General features: G+C 37.7%; 25 protein-coding genes. 13 read left to right on the top strand and 12 right to left on the bottom strand.

The window, feature by feature from the left end; translation table 11 throughout:
* Nucleotides 1-89 precede the first annotated feature (89 nt).
* The gene (locus THEIN_RS01615; RefSeq protein ID WP_013906946.1) at nucleotides 90-1,013 is read right to left on the bottom strand and encodes a helix-turn-helix transcriptional regulator; all 924 of its coding nucleotides are present in this window, start codon (nucleotides 1,011-1,013) and stop codon (nucleotides 90-92) included.
* Between the two features lie 111 nt (nucleotides 1,014-1,124).
* Between THEIN_RS01615 and THEIN_RS01620 the strand changes: the two genes are divergently transcribed.
* The 3 genes from THEIN_RS01620 (at nucleotide 1,125) to THEIN_RS11470 (ending at nucleotide 3,776) form a co-directional block, all read left to right on the top strand.
* A complete protein-coding gene (locus THEIN_RS01620) occupies nucleotides 1,125-1,952 on the top strand; it encodes an ABC transporter substrate-binding protein (RefSeq protein WP_013906947.1) in 828 nt (275 codons plus the stop codon).
* Nucleotides 1,953-2,085: 133 nt separating this feature from the next.
* The gene (locus tag THEIN_RS01625) at nucleotides 2,086-2,775 is read left to right on the top strand and encodes an ABC transporter permease (RefSeq protein ID WP_013906948.1); all 690 of its coding nucleotides are present in this window, start codon (nucleotides 2,086-2,088) and stop codon (nucleotides 2,773-2,775) included.
* Nucleotides 2,769-3,776, top strand: a complete 1,008-nt coding sequence (locus THEIN_RS11470) for an energy-coupling factor ABC transporter ATP-binding protein (RefSeq protein ID WP_013906949.1) — start codon at nucleotides 2,769-2,771, stop codon at nucleotides 3,774-3,776. Before THEIN_RS01625 ends, THEIN_RS11470 begins: the two co-directional genes overlap by 7 nt.
* On the opposite strand, the gene THEIN_RS01635 is transcribed toward THEIN_RS11470, so the two are convergent.
* From THEIN_RS01635 to THEIN_RS12325, 6 genes are all read right to left on the bottom strand, one after another.
* Nucleotides 3,773-4,507, bottom strand: a complete 735-nt coding sequence (locus tag THEIN_RS01635) for an adenine nucleotide alpha hydrolase family protein (RefSeq protein WP_013906950.1) — start codon at nucleotides 4,505-4,507, stop codon at nucleotides 3,773-3,775. The genes THEIN_RS11470 and THEIN_RS01635 overlap by 4 nt on opposite strands.
* A gap of 19 nt (nucleotides 4,508-4,526) precedes the next feature.
* Nucleotides 4,527-4,970, bottom strand: a complete 444-nt coding sequence (locus tag THEIN_RS01640; protein WP_013906951.1) for a hypothetical protein — start codon at nucleotides 4,968-4,970, stop codon at nucleotides 4,527-4,529.
* Between the two features lie 146 nt (nucleotides 4,971-5,116).
* Nucleotides 5,117-6,505: a sigma-54-dependent transcriptional regulator gene (locus THEIN_RS01645; RefSeq protein ID WP_013906952.1), complete on the bottom strand. Its 1,389-nt coding sequence runs from the start codon at nucleotides 6,503-6,505 to the stop codon at nucleotides 5,117-5,119.
* Complete coding sequence (locus THEIN_RS01650) at nucleotides 6,496-7,908, bottom strand: sensor histidine kinase (protein ID WP_013906953.1); 1,413 nt, start codon at nucleotides 7,906-7,908, stop codon at nucleotides 6,496-6,498. The genes THEIN_RS01645 and THEIN_RS01650 overlap by 10 nt, the downstream gene beginning before the upstream one ends.
* Before the next feature lie 368 nt (nucleotides 7,909-8,276).
* Complete coding sequence (locus THEIN_RS12320; protein ID WP_245523077.1) at nucleotides 8,277-8,789, bottom strand: transposase; 513 nt, start codon at nucleotides 8,787-8,789, stop codon at nucleotides 8,277-8,279.
* 104 nt (nucleotides 8,790-8,893) lie between these two features.
* On the bottom strand, nucleotides 8,894-9,493 hold the full coding sequence (locus THEIN_RS12325; RefSeq protein WP_342606929.1) for an IS110 family transposase: 600 nt from the start codon (nucleotides 9,491-9,493) through the stop codon (nucleotides 8,894-8,896).
* Nucleotides 9,494-9,882: 389 nt separating this feature from the next.
* Between THEIN_RS12325 and THEIN_RS01660 the strand changes: the two genes are divergently transcribed.
* From THEIN_RS01660 to THEIN_RS01705, 10 genes are all read left to right on the top strand, one after another.
* Nucleotides 9,883-10,545, top strand: coding sequence for a hypothetical protein (locus tag THEIN_RS01660; RefSeq protein ID WP_013906954.1), 663 nt, complete (start codon nucleotides 9,883-9,885; stop codon nucleotides 10,543-10,545).
* Nucleotides 10,546-10,586: 41 nt separating this feature from the next.
* Nucleotides 10,587-11,702 carry a sulfite exporter TauE/SafE family protein gene (locus tag THEIN_RS01665; RefSeq protein WP_013906955.1) on the top strand — a complete coding sequence of 372 codons (1,116 nt, stop codon included), beginning with the start codon at nucleotides 10,587-10,589 and terminating at the stop codon, nucleotides 11,700-11,702.
* 218 nt (nucleotides 11,703-11,920) lie between these two features.
* The gene (locus THEIN_RS01670; RefSeq protein ID WP_013906956.1) at nucleotides 11,921-12,346 is read left to right on the top strand and encodes a universal stress protein; all 426 of its coding nucleotides are present in this window, start codon (nucleotides 11,921-11,923) and stop codon (nucleotides 12,344-12,346) included.
* Between the two features lie 181 nt (nucleotides 12,347-12,527).
* Nucleotides 12,528-13,508 carry a sulfite exporter TauE/SafE family protein gene (locus tag THEIN_RS01675; RefSeq protein ID WP_013906957.1) on the top strand — a complete coding sequence of 327 codons (981 nt, stop codon included), beginning with the start codon at nucleotides 12,528-12,530 and terminating at the stop codon, nucleotides 13,506-13,508.
* A 15-nt stretch (nucleotides 13,509-13,523) separates the two neighbouring features.
* Nucleotides 13,524-13,955 (top strand): hypothetical protein, encoded by a 432-nt coding sequence (locus THEIN_RS01680; RefSeq protein ID WP_013906958.1) that lies wholly within the window; start codon nucleotides 13,524-13,526, stop codon nucleotides 13,953-13,955.
* A gap of 120 nt (nucleotides 13,956-14,075) precedes the next feature.
* Complete coding sequence (locus tag THEIN_RS01685; RefSeq protein WP_013906959.1) at nucleotides 14,076-15,851, top strand: ArsB/NhaD family transporter; 1,776 nt, start codon at nucleotides 14,076-14,078, stop codon at nucleotides 15,849-15,851.
* Between the two features lie 10 nt (nucleotides 15,852-15,861).
* Nucleotides 15,862-16,815 carry a universal stress protein gene (locus tag THEIN_RS01690; RefSeq protein WP_013906960.1) on the top strand — a complete coding sequence of 318 codons (954 nt, stop codon included), beginning with the start codon at nucleotides 15,862-15,864 and terminating at the stop codon, nucleotides 16,813-16,815.
* A gap of 565 nt (nucleotides 16,816-17,380) precedes the next feature.
* Entirely contained in the window at nucleotides 17,381-19,126 is a 1,746-nt protein-coding gene (locus THEIN_RS01695) for an ArsB/NhaD family transporter (RefSeq protein ID WP_013906961.1), read from the top strand.
* 9 nt (nucleotides 19,127-19,135) lie between these two features.
* The gene (locus tag THEIN_RS01700) at nucleotides 19,136-20,086 is read left to right on the top strand and encodes a universal stress protein (protein ID WP_013906962.1); all 951 of its coding nucleotides are present in this window, start codon (nucleotides 19,136-19,138) and stop codon (nucleotides 20,084-20,086) included.
* 272 nt (nucleotides 20,087-20,358) lie between these two features.
* Nucleotides 20,359-21,282 carry a manganese-dependent inorganic pyrophosphatase gene (locus THEIN_RS01705; protein WP_013906963.1) on the top strand — a complete coding sequence of 308 codons (924 nt, stop codon included), beginning with the start codon at nucleotides 20,359-20,361 and terminating at the stop codon, nucleotides 21,280-21,282.
* A gap of 38 nt (nucleotides 21,283-21,320) precedes the next feature.
* Here THEIN_RS01705 and THEIN_RS12180 read toward each other — a convergent pair whose 3' ends face one another.
* The 5 genes from THEIN_RS12180 to THEIN_RS11475 form a co-directional block, all read right to left on the bottom strand.
* Nucleotides 21,321-21,494, bottom strand: coding sequence for a hypothetical protein (locus tag THEIN_RS12180; RefSeq protein WP_013906964.1), 174 nt, complete (start codon nucleotides 21,492-21,494; stop codon nucleotides 21,321-21,323).
* A 133-nt stretch (nucleotides 21,495-21,627) separates the two neighbouring features.
* Complete coding sequence (locus THEIN_RS12445) at nucleotides 21,628-21,762, bottom strand: hypothetical protein (RefSeq protein ID WP_013906965.1); 135 nt, start codon at nucleotides 21,760-21,762, stop codon at nucleotides 21,628-21,630.
* Between the two features lie 9 nt (nucleotides 21,763-21,771).
* Nucleotides 21,772-22,284 (bottom strand): LPS assembly lipoprotein LptE, encoded by a 513-nt coding sequence (lptE, locus tag THEIN_RS01710; RefSeq protein ID WP_013906966.1) that lies wholly within the window; start codon nucleotides 22,282-22,284, stop codon nucleotides 21,772-21,774.
* A 4-nt stretch (nucleotides 22,285-22,288) separates the two neighbouring features.
* Nucleotides 22,289-22,738, bottom strand: coding sequence for a phosphate-starvation-inducible PsiE family protein (locus THEIN_RS01715; RefSeq protein WP_013906967.1), 450 nt, complete (start codon nucleotides 22,736-22,738; stop codon nucleotides 22,289-22,291).
* 120 nt (nucleotides 22,739-22,858) lie between these two features.
* Nucleotides 22,859-23,320, bottom strand: coding sequence for a hypothetical protein (locus THEIN_RS11475; protein ID WP_013906968.1), 462 nt, complete (start codon nucleotides 23,318-23,320; stop codon nucleotides 22,859-22,861).
* Nucleotides 23,321-23,549 lie beyond the last annotated feature (229 nt).

The following is a 23,549-nucleotide window of genomic DNA, read 5'->3' on the forward strand; positions in this document are numbered from 1 at the left end:
AGCCACTTACTATCTAGTCAATACGAATAGCGTTTAAGCACGCCAAAGCTGTCTCTTGAGACAGACAAATCAGCTCTACCTAAAAGCAATTAAGCAGTTGTAGCTGCCTTAGGAAAAATCACTTTCCCACTAAGACTTACATCATACCCTGATAAGCTATTAGCCAAAGTCTGAAATTCTTCATCTTGAAGAAGACCTAAAAAAGCCTGGATATTTTCTTGAAAGAAAAACTCTTTCGGTATAAGCAAATCATAGCGTTCTTGCTTAAGGGGAACAAAATCAAGCCCAAGAAGATCTGCCACTACCTTTATAGCCAGACCTGCTTGGGCTTTACCTGTTAAAACAGCTAAACCTACTTCTAAATGGCTTGCATATTCTTCACCTTCAATTTTTTCTGACGAGAGGCCTATCTTTTGTAACTCATGCTCCATCAGAACCCTTGTGCCTGTACCTTTGGGACGTAAGGCAACTCTTATTTTCTTTTTAATAAAGTCCTCTACAGAAGAAATTCCTTGAGGATTACCAGGGGAGACTACGATTCCCTGCTCTCGAAAACAAAAATTAACTACTGCAGGTAAAGGCCCTTCTAGCTTCTCCTTTAAATAGGCAAAGTTGTAGTCTCTTTCATTAGATTCCATGAGATGTGCTGTGGCTATATGACAAAGCCTTTTGGAAAGAGCCTTTAACCCACCCATACTGCCTACTGAAGCGAAAACCGCTGGATTATCAGGGAAACGACGGTTATAAAGAGCTATTGTTTTTTCAAGTAAGGGATCGTTACTGCCTATAATTACAAGAAGTCTTTCTCTGTATGCTCCTTGTTCAGGATGATTAATTACATGCTTTTCAAGCCAGGCCTCTACCAGATGCCTAGGAAAAAGCCACTTACCCGTAACTTTAGTGGCCGGAAGACCCTTTTCATTTATAAGCTGATAAACAATCTTTTCATTTACTCCTAAAAGCTCAGCTACTTCCTTGGTAGATAGATAAGATTTGGGGTTGTCTTTTGACATTTTATTCTCCTAATCGGATTATTTTCTTCCAAAATGATTTATATCAACTTGATCTACTTTAATAATCTATTATATATGTTCCAACAAAACAAATCAAAAGGGAGGTACTTGATGAAAAAATTAGCTTTTCTTTTAATTATCATGTTGTGTCTGTTTGTTGGCCAGGGATTTGCTGGCGAAAAGAAAGTCTTACGAATGGCCACTACCACCAGCACTGACAACACTGGCCTTCTAGACTATCTTGCTCCCATGTTTAAAAAAGACACTGGCATTGAACTTCAATGGATAGCTGTGGGGACAGGCAAGGCTTTACGTCTTGGGCAAAACTGCGATGTCGATATCCTTTTAGTTCACGCTCCTCCAGCCGAAAAGAAGTTCGTAGCTGCAGGTTACGGTATAAACCGCCGGGAAGTAATGTACAATGATTTTGTAATTGTTGGCCCACCTGAAGACCCTGCCGGTATTAAAGGTCTATCTGTTAAGAAAGCCCTAAAGAAAATTGCCGCTAAAAAGGCTACTTTTGTGAGCCGTGGTGATGACTCGGGCACCAACAAAAAAGAGCTAGCTCTCTGGAAAATGGCAGGTATTGACCCCAAAAAGTTGGATAAAGAACCCTGGTATATTCAAACTGGCCAGGGGATGCTGGCCACTTTAAACGTAGCGGCAGAGAAAAAAGGTTATACCCTTACCGACCGCGGAACTTACATAAAGTTCGAATACAATCATAAAGGGAATCCGCCCTTGGTTATTCTAGTGGAAGGCGACAAGGCCTTGCGCAATCAATATAGCGTCATAGAAATTAACCCTAAACGTTGCCCTAATGTTAAAAATGACCTGGCTCGCGCTTTTTCCGATTGGATAACTTCACCAAAGGTCCAAAAAGCCATTGCCGAGTTCAAACTCCTTGGTAAACAACTTTTCATCCCTAATGCCAAGTAAAAAATTTAAAAAGACCTTTAACCCTGTCACAGCGAGGCCTCCAGCGGGCCTCGCCGTGATTCCCTGTTATCACTGCGAGCGGAGCAAAGCAGTCTAAAAAACTCAAAAAGTGAAGAGGTCTACTTAGGATTAAATGGGCTACATAACTGAAGGAATTTTAAAAGCTTTTGAGCTACTGGTAACTTTTGACCCTGAAACTTATTCAGCCATAAAAGCTACTCTCAAAGTTTCAAGTTATTCTATGGCGGCAAGCCTGGCCATCGGTATTCCCCTTGGTTTTCTGCTTGGTTTCTACGAATTCCCAGGGAAAAAACCAATAAGAACTATTGTTGATACTTTGCTGGCCCTACCAACTGTGCTAATAGGCCTTTTGGTGTATGCCCTGCTTACCCAAAAAGGCCCGCTTGGAGAATATGGTCTATTATTCACTCTTCCAGGAATCGCTATAGGCCAAACTATTTTGGCTTTGCCTATTGTTATCGCCCTTACCGCCACCGCTGTAGAGAGTCTTGACCGCAATTTACGCCTTACCCTTTTATCTCTTGGTGTAAATCGAATTCAGCTTCTTTTTACCTATTTGTGGGAAGCTCGTTTTGGCATTTTAACCGCGGCGGTGGCTGCTTACGGCCGAGTATTAACAGAAGTAGGTATCTCCTTAATGGTTGGAGGGAATATCAAGTGGCATACACGTACCATTACTACCGCCATAGCTCTTGAAACATCTAAAGGCCAATTTGCCATGGGTATAGCTTTAGGCCTGGTGTTGTTAACCATTGCCCTTCTGGTGAATTTAAGTCTCTCTTTTTTTAGGAAGCGATGTTAGCTCCAATTTTTGAAATAAAAAATTTATTCCACACTTATGGCCCGAAGCCAGCCATAAAAATAGACCATTTATTGGTTGAAAAGGCTGAAATAATAGCCCTGGTAGGGCCAAATGGTGCAGGTAAAAGCACTCTCCTCAAGCTCTTAGGTTTAATCGAAAGGCCAACTTCAGGAGAAATCCTTTTTAAAGGGAAACCTGTTAGCCCTTTCAGCCAAGCTGCCAAAAATATTACCCTTCTTCCTCAGCAGCCTTTTTTATTAAAACGAAGAGTTTTTGAAAATGTGATATATGGGCTAAAAATTAGAAAAATTAAAAACAAAAACCTACTCCGACAAAAATTTCATCAGGCTTTAGAACTAGTAGGACTTCCGCCTGAAGAGTTTGCCAAAAGGCCCTGGTATGCCCTCTCAGGCGGAGAAACCCAAAGAGTAGCCCTTGCCTGCCGTCTAGCTCTGGAACCAGAAGTCCTGCTTTTAGATGAACCAACCGCAAGCGTAGATATTCATAGTGCCCTGCTAATAAAGGAAGCTATTTTAAACGCGTACCATTTATGGAACACCACTATCATCATAGCTAGTCACGACCAGGCCTGGCTTGACGAAGTACCTCACAAAACTTGGCATATCTTCAAAGGCCATGTTTTTACTAAAGAAATAAATTTTCTTTGGGGACCATGGGAAATGGCTAATGGAAAATTGATAAAAAAATTTAAAAATGGTCAAAAACTTATGTTCAATGCTCCTAGAGAAAATATAGATAAGCCCGTGGCCATTATAGAATCATCTAAAATCAAAGTACTACCACAAAAAGATAAGAAATCTTTAAAAATGACCATTAAACAAATAAATAAAGAGATCAATTGTAAAGACCTAAAAATAACGGCTTCGCTGGAAGATATTTCCTTAAATTTCAAAATAAATGAAAATTTATTGAAAAAGTACAATTTCTGGCCAGGCGAACCTATATATGTAGATTTACCTGACCAGGTAACCTGGCTTTAATGTTTAAAACTTTTGACCCAAAATGGTCTAGCCTCAAGGGCATGTTTAGCTGACACTTCTTTCAAAGTAAAGATATATTTTATACCTTTGTTTTGCATAAGGAATTCTTCTAAAACTTGTATTGGCTCTCCAAATTTTACAACTTGAGCTACTTGTACTTCTGGATATTTCTCTTTCCAGAATTCTAGACCTTCTTTAGCCCTTAGTCGAAATTTATCCCGCCATTTTTGAGTATGTTCTGAATCTTTAGCATGCATAGTTTGCATAAAAATATTTAAAACAATCAACTCCGTATTCATATTTTTAGCCATATCAAAAGCTTGTCTCATAAGGCGTTCTGGAAAATTTGCTCCCTCACAGACTACTAAAACTTTCTTTCCTCTTAGCCGAGCAATAATTTTAACCGCTTTATAGAATTCGCTGGCTTCAGCAAAAGTAGCAGCAGTGGCCACTTCAATGGATTGTTCAAGCAAATTCTCAACTGCTCTTGTTTTAATTTTTACATCAGACGTAGGCGAAACAGCCAACCATCTTAAAGCCTCTTCAAATTCTCCAGCCTCAGCGAAAGCTGAAGCCGCAAAAATTCGATGCCAAAACGGAAGTTTTTCGGAAAAACCCAGATTCCATTCACGAGCCCATTTCTGGGCAATATCAAATTCCCCAGCCTCTGCAAAAGTCTTCACTACGAAAGAGTCTATAAACTGACGCAAAATGTTTGAAAATTTGGCCATTTCTCTAACTCCTTTGAGACTATTTTTTTAAAGTTATACAAATAAAAGGACACATAAATTCCCTGTTTATTTTATTAGCCAAAGCTTTTAAACGCGGGGTATTACTAGAAGAAATAACCATTTTAATATTTTTAGTTTGTCTAAGATAAACGGGCAAAATTCTATTCAACTCTTTATTTGTCAAATCAGCTTGCCAAAAAATATCTTTTAGTTCTTTAACAAAAAGATCTTCTGATATTTTTCCTTTCCATATTATTTTTAATGCACTCCTATTAGCCAAACATAGTTTTTTCACATAAGAAATAACCTTATGAGAAAGGTTATCTCCTTCTCCAACTAGTACAATCCAACCGTTTAAATCCTTAGCTATTTCTTTAGCACAGTCAAACTCTCCCGCTTCCGCAAAGGCGGCAGCGCTAAAAGAGTCCTCCCATTCTTTGTTTATACGTTGCCATATTTTCATATAAACCTCCAACTAACACAAATTTTATCTTCAAAAAGCATGCCAGTTTATAAAAAGCTGATAAAAATAAAATAGAGATTGGACAGACTAATAAAGGGAAAATTTTACGTTAAAAAGAGCAACATTAATATTGCATATTGCAACGCCTAAAATATAAAATCTTTGTCTAAGCCATATTTTTTTAGCTTCCTCCAGAGGGAGACCCGATCAATACCCAAAATTTTAGCCGCTTTAGTTTTATTGCCTTTGGTTTCCTTTAAAATCCATTTAATATAGGCCAATTCGTGCTCTTCAAGAGTAGGATAATGACCGTCTTTTCTCCTAAAAGTATGAATTTCCAAAGTTTTTAATTCCTCAGGTAAACAGGTGAGATCAAGAACCTCACCTCGAGCTAAAGCAACTCCTCGTTCGATAATATTTTCTAATTCTCTGACATTTCCAGGAAAGTCGTACTGTTGCAAACTGTGAAGAACCTCCGGAGCAATTTCTTTTACGTTTTTATTCATAGCTTTAGCGTGGCGCCTCAGAAAATAGTAAGCAAGAACAGGGATATCTTCTTTTCGTTCTGCTAGAGGAGGTAAATGAAGATGAACCACATTTAAACGATAATAAAGATCCTGTCTAAAAGAGCCAAGTTCTACCATCTTTTTTAGGTTGCGATTAGTAGCGGCAATAAAACGTACATTAACTTTTATAGGTTTTAGACCGCCAATCCTATAAAATTCATGTTCTTGTAGTAGGCGTAACAACTTAACTTGCATAGAAGGAGACATTTCGGCAATTTCGTCAAAAAAGAGAGTTCCACCATCAGCCTGCTCTACAAGACCCATTTTCGTTTGTGATGCGCCAGTAAAAGCACCTTTTTCATAACCAAATAATTCACTAGCTAAAAGTTCTTCAGAAAAAACCCCACAATTTATAGCTATAAACGGTTTATCTTTTCTATTGCTAGCTTCATGGATAAAACGAGCAAATAACTCTTTTCCTGTACCAGATTCCCCTGTTATGAGTACTACACAATCAGTTTTAGCAATTTGTAAAGCAGTGTTTAGCAAGTCTTGCATATATTGATTGTGAGTAATAATTTTAACCTTTCCCTTCAAACTTTCGATTTCCTGTTTTAACAATTTATTTTCTTTCTTTAATTTAACTTTCTCCATAGCCTCAGCAATTATCTTTCGGACTTCATCTAATTTAAATGGCTTAGAAATATAATGAAACGCACCGGATTTTAAAGCCTCTATAGCAGAATCAATGGTAGCATAAGCAGTTATTATAACTGTTTCAGCCTCTGGCTGATAATACTTCATGGCTTTAAGCAATTCTAGACCATCTATTTTTTCCATTTTAAGATCAGTAAGTAAAACATCAAACTCTTTTCTTTTTATTAATTCTAACGCTTCGACACTATCACTAGTGGCTACAATGTTATAATTTTCTTTTTTAAAGATATAAGTTAGATTTTGTAGTGCGACTCTTTCGTCATCAACTATCAATATTTTCCCTTTATATTTTTTTTCTGAATTTAAAGACACGACAATCCTCCCTCTATGCTATTTTCATCTGTCGTATTACGTGGAATAAATATGTAAAAGCATGTTCCTTCTCCTTCCTTGCTTTCTACTTTAATAGTTCCTCCATGACGAGAAACAATTTCATTTACTAAATATAGACCTAGTCCAGATCCTTTTACTCCTTTAGTAGTAAAAAAAGGATCGAAAATCTTATTCAAGATATTTGTAGGTATTCCACAACCATTATCTTTAACAGTAACAACAACTCCTTCTCGACCATGATCAAAATAAGCTTTAACTAAAATATGACCATCGTCTTCTAGAGCATCAATGGCATTAGATAATAAGTTTATTAGTACTTGCTGAAATTTCTTTTTATCTACATAAATATTTAAACCTTTATCCACATCAATATCTATTTTTAAATTAGTTTTTATTCTGTCTTTTAAGATAGATAGCACTTCTTGTATCACTTGATACAAATTAATTTCTTCTAATTTAAGATTGCGATATCTCGACAATTCTAGCAAGGACAACACAATATCTCTAGCTCGCCATATTTCCCGATCTATTTGTTCAATAAAAGCTTTAGCCGTATTTTTGTCCATGTTTTCTATATCTTCCAACAATATTTGGCAACTAGAAGATGCATTCGATAAAGGATTATTAAGTTCATGAGCCACACCAAAAAGCAAAGTACCTAATGATGCCAACTTTTCTGACTGAACTAACTGAGACTTTCTTGCTTCTAATTCTTGCAAAATTATATTTAGCGTTTTAATAACCGATCTTATTTCCTTATCTTTTGTTCTTGGACAATCAATAGAAAGTTTTTGAGTCTTCAAAATCTTTTTCATACATTCTTCTAAATTTTCTAAAGGAGAAACTACTCTCCTGGCCATAAAATATCCTACTCCACTTATTATACCAATAGATATTAAAGCAAAAATAAAAAGATATACAATCAATTTTTCAAATATACCATCTATAATAGCTAATTCCTTGTCTCTCAAATCCTTACTTATAATGACCAAATCATGACCTAATTTCCTCATTTCGTTAGCATCAATAGTATTCAGATTAACCAAATAGGAGAAATATTTATTTAATTTTTCAATCAATTCCTTAGCTTTATCATCATCTATTTGAAAAAATAAACTTTTATGCTTTTGCAAAGTTTTAATAGCTTTATTAGTTAACTCTTTAGTCTTTTGTAAATCTTCCTTGCTATTATAAAGAAAAAAATTTTTTTCATATCGTCTAACATCAAGTAAGTTTTGAGTGAAGCAATCTATTGTTTCTAAATTTTTAATCTTATGCCAAAGAGAGTTCAAACTAATATAGGATAAAATTAAAGAAAGAAACAAGGGAATCAATAATACCAAATATCCTATCTGGATTTTAAAACGCAGGCTGGTCTCCATATGGCCTGACCCCCAAAATTATTAATCCGAGCATTTTTTAATTAACAAAGTGTCATCGCTAACATAATCGCTAAGGCTAAGTAACTCTCGCCGTCACTGCGAGGCCTCGTTAGAGACCGAAGCCGTCTCACAGACCCCTTCGCTGCGCTCGGGACAATGATTGCTTCGCTTCGCTCGCAATGATTCAATTGTCGCCTATTTAAATGACTCCATTCCTGTGAAAACATCGACCAATAACCACCAACTCTAGTTCAAGAGAGATTCCTGTGCGTGGTCAAAGCCTACAATTTGTTGTGCCTGCTGGTGGTCGGTCAGGTTAATATCGCGCTCTTTGGCTTCAGTGGGGGCTACGACCTTACCTCGCTGTTTTATGCCGCTACCACTTTATACCCAAGTCTTTCTGCTTCTTCTTTTATTTTTGTCAATAATCTCTCCCTATTTATCTGCTTCAGATGATTTGCCCCTAATTCCCTGTATTCCTGACCCTCTTTGATGATAAAATACACCGCTTTCAATATCTTATGCGCTATGGCCCCTATGGCTTTCTTAGGCCCTCGACGAGCACGAAGTTGCCTATATTTTGCCGCATAATATGTCCCTTTCTTCCTCGTGGCCGCCCAAGACACCTCTATCAAAACGCTTCTTAAAGGATGTTTCTTTACCGGGCTCTTGCCGCTAATCCTCTTTCCTCCACTTTCGTTATTCCCTGGACAAACTCCTGCCCAACTGGCTAGCGCCCTCTCATTTGGAAAACTTCTCAGATCCGGCCCTACTTCTGCCAAAATAGCTCGCGCTGAAACTTCACTTACTCCTGGTATCCCTTTTAATCTCTCTATTAAATCTTCATGGTGTCTCATTACTTCCTTGATCCTTATATCCATAATCCCTATCTCTTTTTCCAGAGTCTCTATTATGCTTAAGAGCGAATGCAAAAGAAAACGATGATGCTCTTCGAAAAAGCCACAAATAGAGCGATAGAGCTCTTCTACTTTCTTCTTAAGTTTCCCTTTAGCACAACCCTAACTTCTTCAAGGCTAGGCTTGGGGGTCTCTAAAAGTAATCTCATGATTTGACGACCTGTTTCCCCAAACAAATCTGAAACTACATTGTCTAGCTTAATATTTGCTGATTCAAAAAGCTTTTGAACTCTTTTCTTATAATCAGCAAGCGTTTTGACATGTTTCTGTCTAAGTCGTACTAGCTCTCTCCAGAAACGAACTTGTTTTGGGGGAATATAACTTGCCCGTAGCAGACCTACACGAAGTAATTCTGCTAACCAGCGGCTGTCTGAGATATCCGTCTTTCGTCCAGGGACATTTTTGATATGCCTGGCATTGACTAAGATCACTTCCACATAGCCTTCTAAAATATTGTGTATAGGCTGCCAGTAAACACCTGTGCTTTCCATGGCTACAATGGGACAATCTTTTTCGATCAGCCATTCTCTCAGGGCTATAAGATCGTCGGTAAAAGTTTCAAATTCTCGAACTTCGACTTCTATAGAACCATCAGGAAGAGTCTTTAGGATACATGCTGAGACGAAACGCTTATGAACGTCAAGGCCACAACAAATGGGATGAATAATTCTTAAAACCTGGTTATTTCTTTTTCAGGAGCCATGGGTATATACCTCCTTTTTAAAGACTTTTTGAAGCAACAAAATATCCATGGCTCCTCTCTTTTCAATGTTTTCATGCCTTCGTTGTGCCCCTTTGGGGCATGGAGGTTAATAACTTCCATGTTTCTCGTTAATAACTTCCATGTTTCTCGTTTTAGCTATTTTTATTTAATTTTTTATATTTTGCAACATTATGTTGCATTTTGCATCAAAAAATTTTTTTCTTTTATAAAAAAGAACTTTTAAAAAGTCAAAATTTTTTTGAATTTTTCTTACATTCTAAGAAATTTAGAACAAATCCGCTGTATGGCATAAGTTTTGCTTTTCAAACAATGAAAATTAAAAAGGAGGTCTATATGGAAAGAATACTTTTTATTGAAGAAGTGGATCGAGAACCGAAATATATTAATCATGCTATTGAGATCGCTAAAAAGAAGAAAGCTAAACTTTACATCTTATTTCTAGTTCCTGTATCTCTTGAAACCACAGACTGGATAGATATACAGGAAAAACAAATAAAAGAAAAGAAAGAAAAGCTAGAAAATTTACTCAATGAAATAAAAGCAAAAGGAATAGGAGTAGAAATAGAAGGAAAAGTTATTGAGTATTTACCAAGGGCTTTTATGTTAGCTTTAAAAGAATTTTCTCCAATAGATTTAGTAATAGTTGGGAATCTTGATCTTGAGCCATTAGCTAGCGAAAAAATAAAACATCTTGAAGACATAAGTATCCGTTTAAAGTGTCCTGTATTGTCTATAAAGACTTTATTACCTCAAGAAAGAACTTCTAAAAAGAAGGTAATATCTAAAATGTGCTTATATGGATCTCTGTCGGCCATCAGCTATTTTGGGTTCTTTCCAATGATAGAAAAACTAAATTACAAAATATATATGACTGGAACCTTCTTAGGAGCTATTGCTGTTCTCGCTACAGTTCCTATACATGCTTATATCTACGGTAGTTTTGCTGAATGTCTTCCTAAATTATTAGGATTAGAAAAATCTGCAGGCAAACATTAGCACTTTAAACTATAAATAAAAAATTATCTAAGGAGGAAAAAATGGCAGGCGGACCAGTAACAGGGCATGTAACTGTGGAACAGATTGAATTAGTTACCCAGTTGCTAAATTCAAATCATCTTAATTATTTATGGATCGCTTTATTAGGTTTCATGGGTGGTACACTTTCAGGTTTTATAGGCTCTGGAGGAGCTTTTTTAATGACTCCAGGAATGATGAACTTAGGCATTCCCGGAGTAATGGCTGTAGGCGCTAATATCACCCATAAGTTTGGAAAAGCTATGATGGGGTCTAGAAAACATGGAGAAATGGGCCATGTAGACAAAAAATTAGCTGTTTTTCTATTAGTAACCGCTTTAATAGGAATTAAATTGGCGGTTTGGGTCAACGGATATTTTTTTCACAGCCTAGGTAAAGCGGGATCAAGTTTATATGTAAGTACTTTTTTTGTTCTTACGTTAAGCGCTATAGGTTCTTCTATGTTTCGAGATGCATGGCGTACAGCTAAAGGAGTAGCTATTGGCCCATCTGAATTCTTACTAAACTTATCTAAAAAACTTCGTATTCCCCCTATGATCAATTTTCCCGTAGCTGGAGTAAAAATTTCTCTGTGGGTTGTTCTTTTTGTAGGTACAGCTGTAGGCTTTATGGCGGGAACTATTGGAGTTGGTGGTTTTATTGGTGTTCCGGCCATGATTTATGTCTTCGGTGTCCCTACAGTAGTAGCCGCAGGAACAGAGCTTTTCTTGGCCATGTTCATGGGAGCATGGGGAGCCTTTAATTACGCCTTAGCTGGATTCGTTGATCTTCAATTAACTTTCTTGCTTTATGCAGGTTCTCTGATAGGCGTTTATTTTGGAGCCATTGGAACTACTCTGGTGAAAGAACTTTATATCCGCATGGTTACCGCGATCTTGATACTTTTGTGTTGTGTTTCAAGAGCTCTCGCTATTCCAGAGTATTTACACAAACTAAATGTTATTACCCTTTCAGACAATGCTCTCAAAATGTTTGATCTAGGGAGCAAACTCTTTTTGTTTGGTAGCGGAGGAATAACTACTATTTTAATCTTATATTGGACATTCAAGGGACATATCGAAAAACAACGCTTGGTCAAAAAATATGGTTTAGTTACGATAGCAGAAAAAACTATTTAAGTAAGGGAAAAAATCCCTCCTTTACCAAGATTCCCGGTTAAGCGGGAATCTTGGTAATTAAAATGGCTTTAGTTATAGCTCAAAGTCAGAATAACTTTTCATCCACTAGGTGAAAGAACAAAAAATCGAAAATAGAGCTTGACATATTGGTAATAGGAGGTTTGGGGGCGAAGCCCCCAATGCTTAACCGGGGATTAGGGTACTTTTATTTGATGAGAATGGGATACAAACATATTTTAATTCCTATTGACGGCTCAGAAGTAAGTTTTAAAGCGGTTGAAAGGGCTATTGATTTAGCTAAGCAATATAATGCCAAAATAACTATTTTATACGTTATACCCAAAGGAGGAGAATTTATCGATCTTTTTAATTTAAAATCTGTTCGCCAAGCCTTTGAAGAAGAAGCCCATAAATATTTCGAAAAAGCAAGGAATATTACCAAAGCCCAAAATATATCGGCTGGTTTTCGCTTAGCAGAAGGGAAACCCTGGGAAAAAATTATAGAAACCGTTAAAAATTTACATTGTGATTTAATAGTTATGGGAAGCCACGGGCGAGGACGTATAGAAAAATTTTTAATAGGTAGTTGTACCAAAAGGGTCCTTTCCGAAGCTCCTTGTCCTGTTTTAGTGGTTAAAGAGTAAACATAAATTCTTAAATTTCTCTTTGTTTTCAAAAAAACAGAACAAAATTGAGAAAAAGTTTACAAAATCTTATATGTTTCAAAATTAAACAACAGATTGTCTGTATTCAACTCTTATAACTTTTGACCTCCCTAATTTATTTTTTTAGAAAAGCATAAACCCTATAAGGGGAGGTTTTTATATGGAAAATAAAAAACTTATCCTAGGTCTTCTGGTTTTTTTTGCTCTAGCTTTTCTTTATTACTCTTGGGGACAAGCCTCGCCTGAAGAAGCCAAACACGCTATTGCCTCGGTAGCAGAAAATACCCAAGCGGTAAGTAGTAAGCCGTGGTGGTTCTGGCCTATAGCCCTTTTTATTACTAACTTTCTCATAGGTATTGTAGCTGTTTTGGGCGGCGTAGGAGGCGGAGTACTTTTTGTTCCCATCGTAAGTGGATTTTTTCCGTTCAACCTTGATTTCGTCAGAACTGCTGGCCTTTTGGTAGCATTATCAGGTGCGCTGGCAGCAGGTCCTGGGCTTCTTATGCGGAACTTGGCCTCTTTAAGGCTAGCTATACCCATCGCTTTAATAGCCTCTACAGCCTCTATAGCCGGGGCTATGATAGGTCTTGCTTTACCACGTAACTTAGTTCAGTTATTACTAGGTGTAACTATTTTATTTATTGTTGCTCTCATGTTCTTTTCTAAAAAAAGCGAATTCCCCGAAGTCAAAAAACCTGACAAACTCGGTTTAGCATTAGGCATATGGGGTATTTATCGCGAAGAATCCACTGGTGAAGTATATAAGTGGCATGTCCATCGCACCCCTATAGGTTTATTACTTTTTGTAGTGATTGGGATTATGGCTGGTATGTTTGGTCTGGGTGCAGGTTGGGCTAATATCCCGGTACTTAATCTATTGATGGGAGCTCCTATTAAAATATCAGTAGCTACCAGTAAATTCTTATTAGCTATTACTGATACTTCTGCAGCTTGGGTGTATATTAACAGCGGCGGAATAATACCATTGATAGTTATTCCTTCTCTTGTGGGAATAATGCTCGGTTCTTTTATAGGAGTAAGATTGTTAGCTATAGCGCGTCCAGCTACAGTAAGGTGGATAGTTATTGGTATGTTACTCTTTGCAGGAATAAGGGCTGTATTAAAAGGTTTAGGAATCTAATTTAGGAGGTAAATCATGGCTGAACGTCTTGACCCCAATACCCAGATAGAAACACCACCAGAGGCTATTATTTTTGCCAAAATTTTGCAGTATGGTTCTATGTTTGGAATAGGTTTAATGATAATTACTTTTCTAATTTATATTTTCGGAATTTTACCATCATTTGTTCCTCCAGAAAAATTGCCTAAAATTTGGCATCTTACTGCTCATGAATTTGTAAAACATATAGGCCTAAAAACTGGCTGGAACTGGATTCATTATATAAATTATGGAGACATTCTAAATTATATTGGCATTGCTTTTTTAGCAGGCCTGGTCATCATTGGTTACGTAGCTATTTTACCCTTCCTTTTTTCTTCTGGAGCCTATGCTGTAGGCATTATATCCGTTCTCGAAATAGCTATTCTTATTTTAGCAGCTTCTGGCATCCTTCAAGCTGGCCACTAATTGTCTGTCAAAAGTGGGGCCTTTGCCCCACTTTTCCTTTCTTTTTAATTTTTCGTTTAAGTATATAAACACTTTTATCGAAATATAAAAACAGCAAAAAAATAGAGAGGGAGAAATCCCATGCTTAAAGCCTATATGGAAAAAGTTTTTTTGGGGAATTTATTCTATCTTCTAAGTTTAACTATTTTTCTATTAAATTTAAGTTCTCCGGTATGGGCTGGAGAAGGAGGTGCTAAACAAACTCTTTCTCTTGCTGGAAATGTTTATATTTTTGGCAAAATTTTAGATTCTCATAAAGAGCCTGTTGCTCAAGCCGAAATTTCCGTTTTTGTTAACGGAAAACCTTATCATTTCGACTCCAAACATGAAATTTCTAAAATTTATACCGAACTTGATGGATCTTTTTATTTAGCTCTTGATATACCCAAAGAAAAATTTCAACAAAGCAAGATAAAGTTAAAAATTTACAAATCAGCATACAAGACCCAGGAGGTTTACCTTTCTCCAAAAGATTTTGCTATAAAAAATGGAGAATATTACACTAAAGTCAAAGTAGTCCTAGAAAGGACTTTAAATCCGGCCTTCTGGATTGCCACAGTTGTTTTCTTCCTTGCTTATATCCTTATTTCTTTTGAGCTCCTTCACCGAACACTGGCGGCTATGCTGGGAGCCGCCATTATGCTGGCTATCAGCTACACTATAGGCACTTTCAATCCTGACTACCATATCATTTCCTACGAAAGTGCCATCAAAGCCATTGATATGAACGTTATTTTTCTCTTGATGGGCATGATGATCATTATCGGTGTTCTCAAAAACACCGGTGTTTTTCAGTGGTGTGCCTACAAATGCTACCAGCTTTCTAGAGGAAATGTATTTCTCCTTTCTATTATTTTGATGGTTTTTACAGCGGTATCTTCTGCCTTTTTAGACAATGTTACTACCATGCTCCTTTTAACACCAGTAACTATTGAAATTGCTCTAGCTTTAAGAATAAATCCTTTATCACTTTTAATCCCTGAAATTCTCGCTTCAAACGTTGGCGGGACGGCCACACTCATCGGTGATCCTCCCAATATCATGATTGGTTCTTATGCCAAATTAACTTTTTTACAGTTTGTTGAAAATCTCGCTCCAGTATGCCTAATAAGTCTTCTAGTGCTTTTTGTTTATAATCGTTTTGTTTTTCAAAGTGAATATAACAAATCAAAAATTGATAATGTCGAAGCTTTTATAGAAAAATTACGTCAAGAATATCAGATAACCGATAAAACTCTTCTTACTTTTGGTCTCCTCATAATGGGAATTGTTATTCTTATGTTTTTACTTCATGGAGTTTTACACATGGAAGTAAGTATTGCGGCTCTTTTCGGAGCTAGTATCTTATTCGCTTATAGCGCTGTTACCAAAAAAGTAGATATCGCTCACTTAGTTGAAAAAGACATTGAGTGGCTTACTCTTCTATTTTTCATATTTCTTTTTATTCTCGTTGGTGCAGTAGAATCTGTAGGACTTTTAGATATGGTAGCTGATGGTGTTCTAAATCTTTCTCAAGGAAATCTTACCATAGCTATTTGTCTTATTTTATGGGTCTCAGCCATTATGAGCGCTTTTGTAGATAACATCCCTTTTACCGCTACTATGTTACCTATTACTGCTTATCTCACCAAAGTTATTCCAGGGGCAGAGTCAGGAGTACTCTGGTGGGCCCTGGCCCTTGGAGCCTGTTTTGGAGGCAACGGCACCATAATAGGCGCCAGTGCCAACGTAGTTACCTTGGGAATTGCTGAAGCTGCTGGGTACCGGATAACATTTTTTAACTTTATGAAAAAGGCTGGGCCATATACTATACTCACTATCATACTGGCTAATATCTGGTTGCTATTATTCTTTTAAGGGAGGCCTTATGGATAAACTTTTACCTAATCTTAGAAAAGTATTAATACCTATAACTGACGATGACCATTCTCTAAGGGCTGTAACCTTCGCTGCTAATCTCCTCTCTCCCCTTTCTCCTAATATCGCCCAAACGGTCTTCCTGCTACACGTTATCGCCCCTAGCTACATCGAAAAAATGGCTTCTAATGTCGATATTCGCTTCCGAAATATCCTTGAATCCCCCATCTTTAAAAATATTATCCAACAACATATCGAAAATAACGTTAAACCCTTCCTCGATAAGTTCGCCCGTATATTCAAAGAAAACTCCTTCCAAGGCGATATCCAAACCATCGTCTCCCAAGGTGAACCCGGAAAAGAAATCGTAAATGTCGCTCAAAAAAATAATGTCCAAAGTATTATTATGGGCCGACGCCGCCGCTCCCACGCCGCTGAAACTTTCCTCGGTAGTGCCAGCCAGATCGTCATCCATCGCGCTAAAAAACAATTCGTCTATATCGTCGGCCAATGCCTCCTAGAAAATGGCTGCCCTGTAAATAAAATCCTTGTTGCCCTTGACGGCTCCTCCCCCTCTTTAAAAGCCCTTAATGAAGCCGCTGCTATCGCCTCCTCATTCCCCCCGGGCTTGGTTAAAGTCTCTGTGGTCTCCGTTATCGATCCTCTCTACCTTGAAAAAAACTCTCAGGAAGAAAAAGAAGCTCACCTGCTCCTTGAACAAGCTAAAAATTTCCTTCTTAAATCAGGTCTTAATGAAAACTACATAGAAACCTTTCTCGAATTCGGTGACCCTGGAAGAACTATCGCCAAAATTGCTGACGATGAAAATTACCCCCTAGTTATGATGGGTCGCACCGGAAAAACCGGCCTTAAAGAAATAGTCCTGGGAAGTGTCTCTACCAGAGTTATTCATAAAGTGAAAAAGGCTACCGTAGGACTAGCTCCTGTTGAAGAAAATATATGATATTTTTCTTTACAAAACGTCTAAACTGTAATTCTTTTAAAAAAGATCTTTGCAAAATTCAGAAAATATAGATTGATCGCCACAGCGCTTAGCGCTTCGCGACAGGGATTGCTTCGGCTGCTGGCGCAGCCTCGCAATGACTCTTTTCCGCTGTCACTGCGAGCCCGGATGGGCAAAGCAGTCTCTTGAACAAGATATTTTGCAAAGGTCTCTTAAAAAGAAACCCTAAAATTTAGGTTTAGATTGTTTACAGGAGGTTTTACCGTTGCAATGGGAAAGATCACTTCTGGCAGATTTTTTATCCGCTCAAGAAAAAGGCAAAGAAGTCTATTAAATTTCACAATTTGTTCAAGGAGGTATAAAAAGTGACTTATCATGCAAGCGGCTTTTTGTTTTGCAAGCCCTGTAATAAACAAAGCATTCTCAGAAGCGAAAATACTTCGTCGGCCTAACAGGCTCCTCGTAATAATAACAGGGGTTTGTTTGCCATGGTAACAATATTGCCTCGTGAAATATTTTGTCGTAAAAAACGCTAAATTGATATTTTTTATCAAAGAGGTGAGCCATGTTAAAATTGTTTTTAAAAGCAGTAAGTTTATGTGCTATTTTAACCCTAGTTTTTACTTCTTTTGCTATGGCAACTCCTCCAGAAACCCAAAACTCCCTTCAAAAAGTCTTTATCTTTGGCAAGGTTATAGACACGCATAAAGAACCTGTAGCTCAGGCCAAAATTAAAATTTTTATAAATGGAAATCCCTACCATGTTGAGACTCCTGGCAAGTCAAAAGAACACCTTCTTACCGAAGAAGATGGGTCCTTTTATTTAACCTTAGATATCCCTAATAAAGAATTTTCTGAAAGCAAAATTTCTCTTATTATTGAAAAGTCAGCTTACAAAAAAACTAAAATTTCTTTTACTCATTCTGACTTTGCCCAAAAAGATAACAAATATTTTGTACAAACAGAAGTAATACTTAAAAGGACCTTAAATCCTGCTTTTTGGATTGCCACAATCGTTTTTTTATTAGCTTATATCCTCATTTCTTTTGAGCTCCTTCACCGAACACTGGCGGCTATGCTGGGAGCAGCCATTATGCTGGCTATCAGTTACACAATAGGCACTTTTAATCCTGACTACCATATCATTTCCTACGAAAGCGCTATCAAAGCCATTGATATGAACGTTATTTTCCTCTTGATGGGTATGATGATCATCATAGGTATTCTCAAAAATACCGGTATTTTTCAGTGGTGTGCCTACAAATGCTACCAGCTTTCTAGAGGAAAAGTATTTTTACTTTCTATTATATTCATGAGCTTTACAGCGATAACTTCTGCCTTTTTAGACAACGTTACAACTATGCTCCTTTTAACACCTGTTACTGTTGAAATTGCTCTTGCGCTAGGAATAAATCCTCTTTCTCTTTTAATTCCTGAAATTCTTGCCTCAAATATTGGAGGTACCGCTACTCTTATTGGTGATCCCCCTAATATTATGATTGGTTCTTATGCCAAATTAACTTTTTTACAGTTTGTTGAAAATCTCGCTCCAGTATGCCTAATAAGTCTTCTAATGCTTTTTGTTTATAATCGTTTTGTTTTTCAAAGTGAATATAACAAATCAAAAATTGATAATGTCGAAGCTTTTATCGAAAAGCTACGTCAAGAATATCAGATAACCGATAAAACTCTTCTTACTTTTGGTCTCCTCATAATGGGAATTGTTATTCTTATGTTTGTTCTACATGGAGTTTTACACATGGAAGTAAGCATTGCGGCTCTTTTTGGAGCTAGTATCTTATTCGCTTATAGCGCTGTTACCAAAAAAGTAGATATCGCTCACTTAGTTGAAAAAGATATTGAATGGCTAACTCTTCTATTTTTTATGTTTCTTTTTATTCTCGTTGGTGCGGTAGAATCTGTAGGACTTTTAGATATGGTAGCTGACGAAGTTTTGCGGTTATCCCACGATAATCTAACTGTTGCCATCAGCCTTATTCTTTGGGTCTCAGCTATTATGAGTGCTTTTATAGATAATATCCCCTTTACCGCTACTATGCTGCCCATAGTGGCTTATCTCACCAAAGTTATTCCTGGTGCAGAATCAGGAGTACTCTGGTGGGCCCTGGCCCTTGGAGCCTGCTTAGGAGGTAACGGCACTATGATAGGAGCCAGTGCCAACGTAGTTACTTTAGGAATTGCTGAAGCCATGGGATATCGCACTACTTTTTTTGGCTTTATGAAAATAGCTACTCCTATTACCATTTTGACAATAATTATTTGTAATATCTGGCTTTTACTCTTTTATTAGGAGGACGAAATGTCAAATAGTTTACCTAATCTTAGAAAAGTATTAATACCTATAACTGACGACGACCATTCTCTAAGGGCTGTAACCTTCGCTGCTAATCTCCTCTCTCCCCTTTCTCCTAATATCGCCCAAACGGTCTTCCTGCTACACGTTATCGCCCCTAGCTACATCGAAAAAATGGCTTCTAATGTCGATATTCGCTTCCGAAATATCCTTGAATCCCCCATCTTTAAAAATATTATCCAACAACATATCGAAAATAACGTTAAACCCTTCCTCGATAAGTTCGCCCGTATATTCAAAGAAAACTCCTTCCAAGGCGATATCCAAACCATCGTCTCCCAAGGTGAACCCGGAAAAGAAATCGTAAATGTCGCTCAAAAAAATAATGTCCAAAGTATTATTATGGGCCGACGCCGCCGCTCCCACGCCGCTGAAACTTTCCTCGGTAGTGCCAGCCAGATCGTCATCCATCGCGCTAAAAAACAATTCGTCTATATCGTCGGCCAATGCCTCTTAGAAAATGGCTGCCCTGTAAATAAAATCCTCGTTGCCCTTGACGGCTCCTCCCTCTCTTTAAAAGCACTTGATGAAGCCGCTGCTATCGCCTCCTCCTTCCCCCCGGGCTTGGTTAAAGTCTCTGTGGTCTCTGTTATCGATCCTCTCTACCTTGAAAAAAACTCTCAGGAAGAAAAAGAAGCTCACCTGCTCCTTGAACAAGCTAAAAATTTCCTTCTTAAATCAGGTCTTAATGAAAACTACATAGAAACCTTTCTCGAATTCGGTGACCCTGGAAGAACTATCGCCAAAATTGCTGACGATGAAAATTACCCCCTAGTTATGATGGGTCGCACCGGAAAAACTGGCCTTAAAGAAATAGTCCTGGGAAGTGTCTCTACCAGAGTTATTCATAAAGTGAAAAAGGCTACCGTAGGGCTAGCTCCTGTTGAGGATTTATAAGGCCAATTGAAATGATAGTTGGATTTTTATAACAAGAGGGTGATCATAAAATAGAGTTTATAAATTTTAATTTTTTAATTATATCATCAAAAATTGGCCTTTTAAAAAGATTTTCAAACTAAAAGAAGAAAAACGCTTGTCATTTCTCAATATTACCACTTGGCAAAAAAATTTTACTTAGGCTATCTTTAAATGACCTTAGGCTTTAAGCATCAAAAAGATTTAAAAGAATTATATAATCATTCAAGAAAACAAATTAAAAGGAGGGTAACATGGCAGCAATTGTAGTAGGTCACAAGAATCCTGACACTGACTCTATCACCGCGGCAATTTCTTTAGCTTATTTGAAAAGCAAGTTGGGAGTAGAGGCTAAACCAGTAGCTCAGGGTGAACTTAATCCTGAAAGCAAATTTGTCCTTGATAAGTTTGGTTTCTCTGCACCTGAAATTGTAACTGATGCTACAGATCAGAAAATCTTTTTAGTTGATCATAGTGACAAGTCTCAAAGTCTTGACAACCTGGATAAAGGCGAAATTCTTGGCATTGTTGACCACCACAAACTCGGTGATATCACTACCCCCAATCCCATTGAAATCTGGGTCTGGCCAGTAGGGTGTACCTGCACGGTTTTAAAAGGCATGTATGATTTTTACGGCGTAGAGATTCCTAAAGAAATAGCTGGTATCATGTGCTGTGCTATTTTGAGTGACACAGTTATTTTTAAATCTGCTACCTGTACACCTCAAGATGTTGAAGCTGCTGAAACCTTGGCCAAAATCGCTGGCATTGATGATCTCAAAGCCCTTGGCCTCGAAATGTTCAAAGTAAAGAGCGCCATAGAAGGCACTCCTATTCGTGACCTTGTCTATCGTGATTACAAAGATTTCGATATGAGTGGCAACAAGGTTGGCATTGGTCAGCTTGAAGTAGTAGATCTTTCTTTAGTTGAGCCTATAAAAGATGAACTTTATAGCGAGCTTCAGAAAATCAAAGAAGAAGGTGGCTATCACAGCATATTCTTCATGCTCACTGATATTATGAAAGAAGGAACTGAGCTTCTCATTGTTTCTGATAATCCGGCTGTAGTAGAAGTAGCCTGGGGAGTAAAACCTGAAGGTCGTTCAGTATGGCTCCCTGGTGTAATGAGCCGTAAAAAACAGGTAGTACCAAATCTTGAAAAGGCCTTTGCTGGCTAATATAGAGTTAGGGGCACTAAAGGTGCCCCTAACTACTTCTACTGTATTCTTTTCTCAAGCTCTTTTATCAGATTTGTTAGCTTTTCTTTGAGTTCGTTTTCGTTTATTAACTCCAGATCATCAGTTACATAATAATCAAGCGGAATACGCACTTTTATTTCTTCATCTAAGTCAAGCTCAATACCCAGAATACCCTCTAAAAGGTCTTCCATTTTTTCACGGTGGAAAGTTTCTGCTTCTAATTTTAAAATAAATTGATTTCCTAGGCGTTTGGCATCTATTTCAAGCTCACGGCACGGATAGGACTCTGGAAATTAATATATGAGGCCTCGTGTTCATCACCTTTCATAACAAATTTTTTGATTCCCAGCCGAGTTCTTCGGTCAATATGCGGTGTATAGCAGTAAAAAGCACATCATCTTTTTGGGCCTTAACCGCATAGTTTCTTATAAAGTCAAGCAATCCATCAAATAGTCCCATTTCCCTTCCCTAAAAAGATGAAGATATTTGATGATAAATTATTTCTGCTAGGTCCTGACATATCTTTTGTAAGGCTAACTCTCGCCCAGGGTCTACTTCTTCTCCCACTACTTCACGAAAAACAGGATATTCTTCAGTTCTCGAAAGGCTATCATTGCGCCAGATGACATGACCCGTTTTGTCTATAAGTTTGGCCCTAGCCCTAAGATATACTCGACGTTCAAGCGTCTCAGTATAAATGTTATAAGAAAGGCCACCTACTGAAACTGAAAGGATTTGGCCTTCAAGGATAAGATCTGCATCGTCCTGGTCAGTTATTTGAAAATCGCCAGCCATTTCTATACGTTTCCTAAGTTCCTGGGCGAGAATTTCTCCCAAGCGAATCTCAGAGGTGGGATTTTTCCAAACTGGCACGTAAATCGTTTTCCATTTTGAAGAAAAGTTAGTCGGCCGACCTTCAAGCTGATATCCACAGGAACACAATGAAAATAAAAAAAATAGAGCTATAAAAAGACGAAACATTATTTTATTCTTCCTTGTAACGTAAAGATTGTTCTCTTAGAAGCCAATAAATTATTCCTAAAACCAACACCGAAAATGCCAAAGCAAAAATTTTAAGAGGAGCTACTCCCTTAAAGTCCAAAATAATAAACTTACGAGTAAGGGCCAAAAGGGCTATCAAAACCACGGTTTTTACCTGAACAATTCCCTCTTTGTGCACGGTAACTTTTAAAATTGAATGCTTGAATTCAAGGGCAATTAAGACCGTCATAAACATACCAAAAAGGGTTTGAAAAACTTTGTGTTCAAGCGGATTTAACCTAAACTTGAAAAGGATTAAAAAAGTCTGCAAGAGCAGATCATAGAGGGAGATCAAAATAATGAGAGCAATAACAAAGGTTAAAATCCAGGCCACTACCTGTTCAAACTTTTGATAAAAAGTAAGGGTATGCCACTCTTTACACCATCTTTCCATAGTGCCCATTTCCTACCTTCCATTTGGCGTTTTTGATCAAGACATTGAAGGCCAGGCCTTAGTCCCAAGCCCGGTTTTTAAAAAATCTTTTTAAACAAAAATTTCGGAGCTGCTACTTTATTATTCTCCTATAACGCGTTTTTCCAGGTAGCGCAGGCGGTCTAACACATCGGCCATCACCTTTTCTTCACGTTTCAGGCGTTCCAATTCCTGAGCCACTTTGCCAACCTGGAAAGTAAGCTGATCAATACGATGGTTGGTGCTGTCTATACGGGAGGTAAGATCCGATTTCACCTCATCAATTCTTGCAGTTAGCTCATTACGAACATCCTCAATTCTTGCCGAAAGCTCAAAACGTACTTCATCAATACGCTTGTTGGTCTCATCAATTCTTGCCGAAAGCTCAGTGCGAACCTCGTCAATACGGCGGCTCTGATCAGCCAGGTGGATATTTACATCATCAAGTCGCCTGCTGATCAGTTCAATAGCGGTTTTTATTTCCCTCTGCTCCTGTTTAATGCCTTCAAGTTCAGGGAGCATATACTCTTTAAAAACACTTCTAACAGCTTCTTTGATGTCCATAGTTTTCTCCTGAGGTATTTTTTAAATTATCGTTCCAAAAGGACAATTTGAAAAGAGTTAATTATTTAAACCTCGGAAAAAAGGATTTTTAGGAACTCTCATATTCAATTTAAAGAAACCTTTGCAAAACTCAAAAAATAGAAAGTAAATCGCCACGACGCCACCGGAGCCTGGATACAGGGATTGCTTCGGCTGCTAACGCTGACTCGCAAGAATAAGTGAGAAGTGA

This window comes from Thermodesulfatator indicus DSM 15286, from assembly GCF_000217795.1.
Taxonomy (GTDB): Bacteria; Desulfobacterota; Thermodesulfobacteria; order Thermodesulfobacteriales; family Thermodesulfatatoraceae; genus Thermodesulfatator; species Thermodesulfatator indicus.

Coding starts and splice junctions, on each gene's coding strand:
- THEIN_RS01650 (WP_013906953.1), bottom strand. CDS start 7,908: ATGGAGACCAGCCTGCGTTTTAAAATCCAGATAGGATATTTGGTATTA.
- THEIN_RS01690 (WP_013906960.1), top strand. CDS start 15,862: ATGGATAAACTTTTACCTAATCTTAGAAAAGTATTAATACCTATAACT.
- THEIN_RS01700 (WP_013906962.1), top strand. CDS start 19,136: ATGTCAAATAGTTTACCTAATCTTAGAAAAGTATTAATACCTATAACT.
- THEIN_RS01680 (WP_013906958.1), top strand. CDS start 13,524: ATGGCTGAACGTCTTGACCCCAATACCCAGATAGAAACACCACCAGAG.
- THEIN_RS01715 (WP_013906967.1), bottom strand. CDS start 22,738: ATGGAAAGATGGTGTAAAGAGTGGCATACCCTTACTTTTTATCAAAAG.
- THEIN_RS01620 (WP_013906947.1), top strand. CDS start 1,125: ATGAAAAAATTAGCTTTTCTTTTAATTATCATGTTGTGTCTGTTTGTT.
- lptE (WP_013906966.1), bottom strand. CDS start 22,284: ATGTTTCGTCTTTTTATAGCTCTATTTTTTTTATTTTCATTGTGTTCC.
- THEIN_RS01695 (WP_013906961.1), top strand. CDS start 17,381: ATGTTAAAATTGTTTTTAAAAGCAGTAAGTTTATGTGCTATTTTAACC.
- THEIN_RS01675 (WP_013906957.1), top strand. CDS start 12,528: ATGGAAAATAAAAAACTTATCCTAGGTCTTCTGGTTTTTTTTGCTCTA.
- THEIN_RS01660 (WP_013906954.1), top strand. CDS start 9,883: ATGGAAAGAATACTTTTTATTGAAGAAGTGGATCGAGAACCGAAATAT.
- THEIN_RS01640 (WP_013906951.1), bottom strand. CDS start 4,970: ATGAAAATATGGCAACGTATAAACAAAGAATGGGAGGACTCTTTTAGC.
- THEIN_RS12320 (WP_245523077.1), bottom strand. CDS start 8,789: ATGGATATAAGGATCAAGGAAGTAATGAGACACCATGAAGATTTAATA.
- THEIN_RS01625 (WP_013906948.1), top strand. CDS start 2,086: ATGGGCTACATAACTGAAGGAATTTTAAAAGCTTTTGAGCTACTGGTA.
- THEIN_RS01685 (WP_013906959.1), top strand. CDS start 14,076: ATGCTTAAAGCCTATATGGAAAAAGTTTTTTTGGGGAATTTATTCTAT.
- THEIN_RS01670 (WP_013906956.1), top strand. CDS start 11,921: ATGGGATACAAACATATTTTAATTCCTATTGACGGCTCAGAAGTAAGT.
- THEIN_RS12445 (WP_013906965.1), bottom strand. CDS start 21,762: ATGGGACTATTTGATGGATTGCTTGACTTTATAAGAAACTATGCGGTT.
- THEIN_RS11470 (WP_013906949.1), top strand. CDS start 2,769: ATGTTAGCTCCAATTTTTGAAATAAAAAATTTATTCCACACTTATGGC.
- THEIN_RS01705 (WP_013906963.1), top strand. CDS start 20,359: ATGGCAGCAATTGTAGTAGGTCACAAGAATCCTGACACTGACTCTATC.
- THEIN_RS01665 (WP_013906955.1), top strand. CDS start 10,587: ATGGCAGGCGGACCAGTAACAGGGCATGTAACTGTGGAACAGATTGAA.
- THEIN_RS12180 (WP_013906964.1), bottom strand. CDS start 21,494: ATGGAAGACCTTTTAGAGGGTATTCTGGGTATTGAGCTTGACTTAGAT.
- THEIN_RS11475 (WP_013906968.1), bottom strand. CDS start 23,320: ATGGACATCAAAGAAGCTGTTAGAAGTGTTTTTAAAGAGTATATGCTC.
- THEIN_RS01635 (WP_013906950.1), bottom strand. CDS start 4,507: ATGGCCAAATTTTCAAACATTTTGCGTCAGTTTATAGACTCTTTCGTA.
- THEIN_RS01615 (WP_013906946.1), bottom strand. CDS start 1,013: ATGTCAAAAGACAACCCCAAATCTTATCTATCTACCAAGGAAGTAGCT.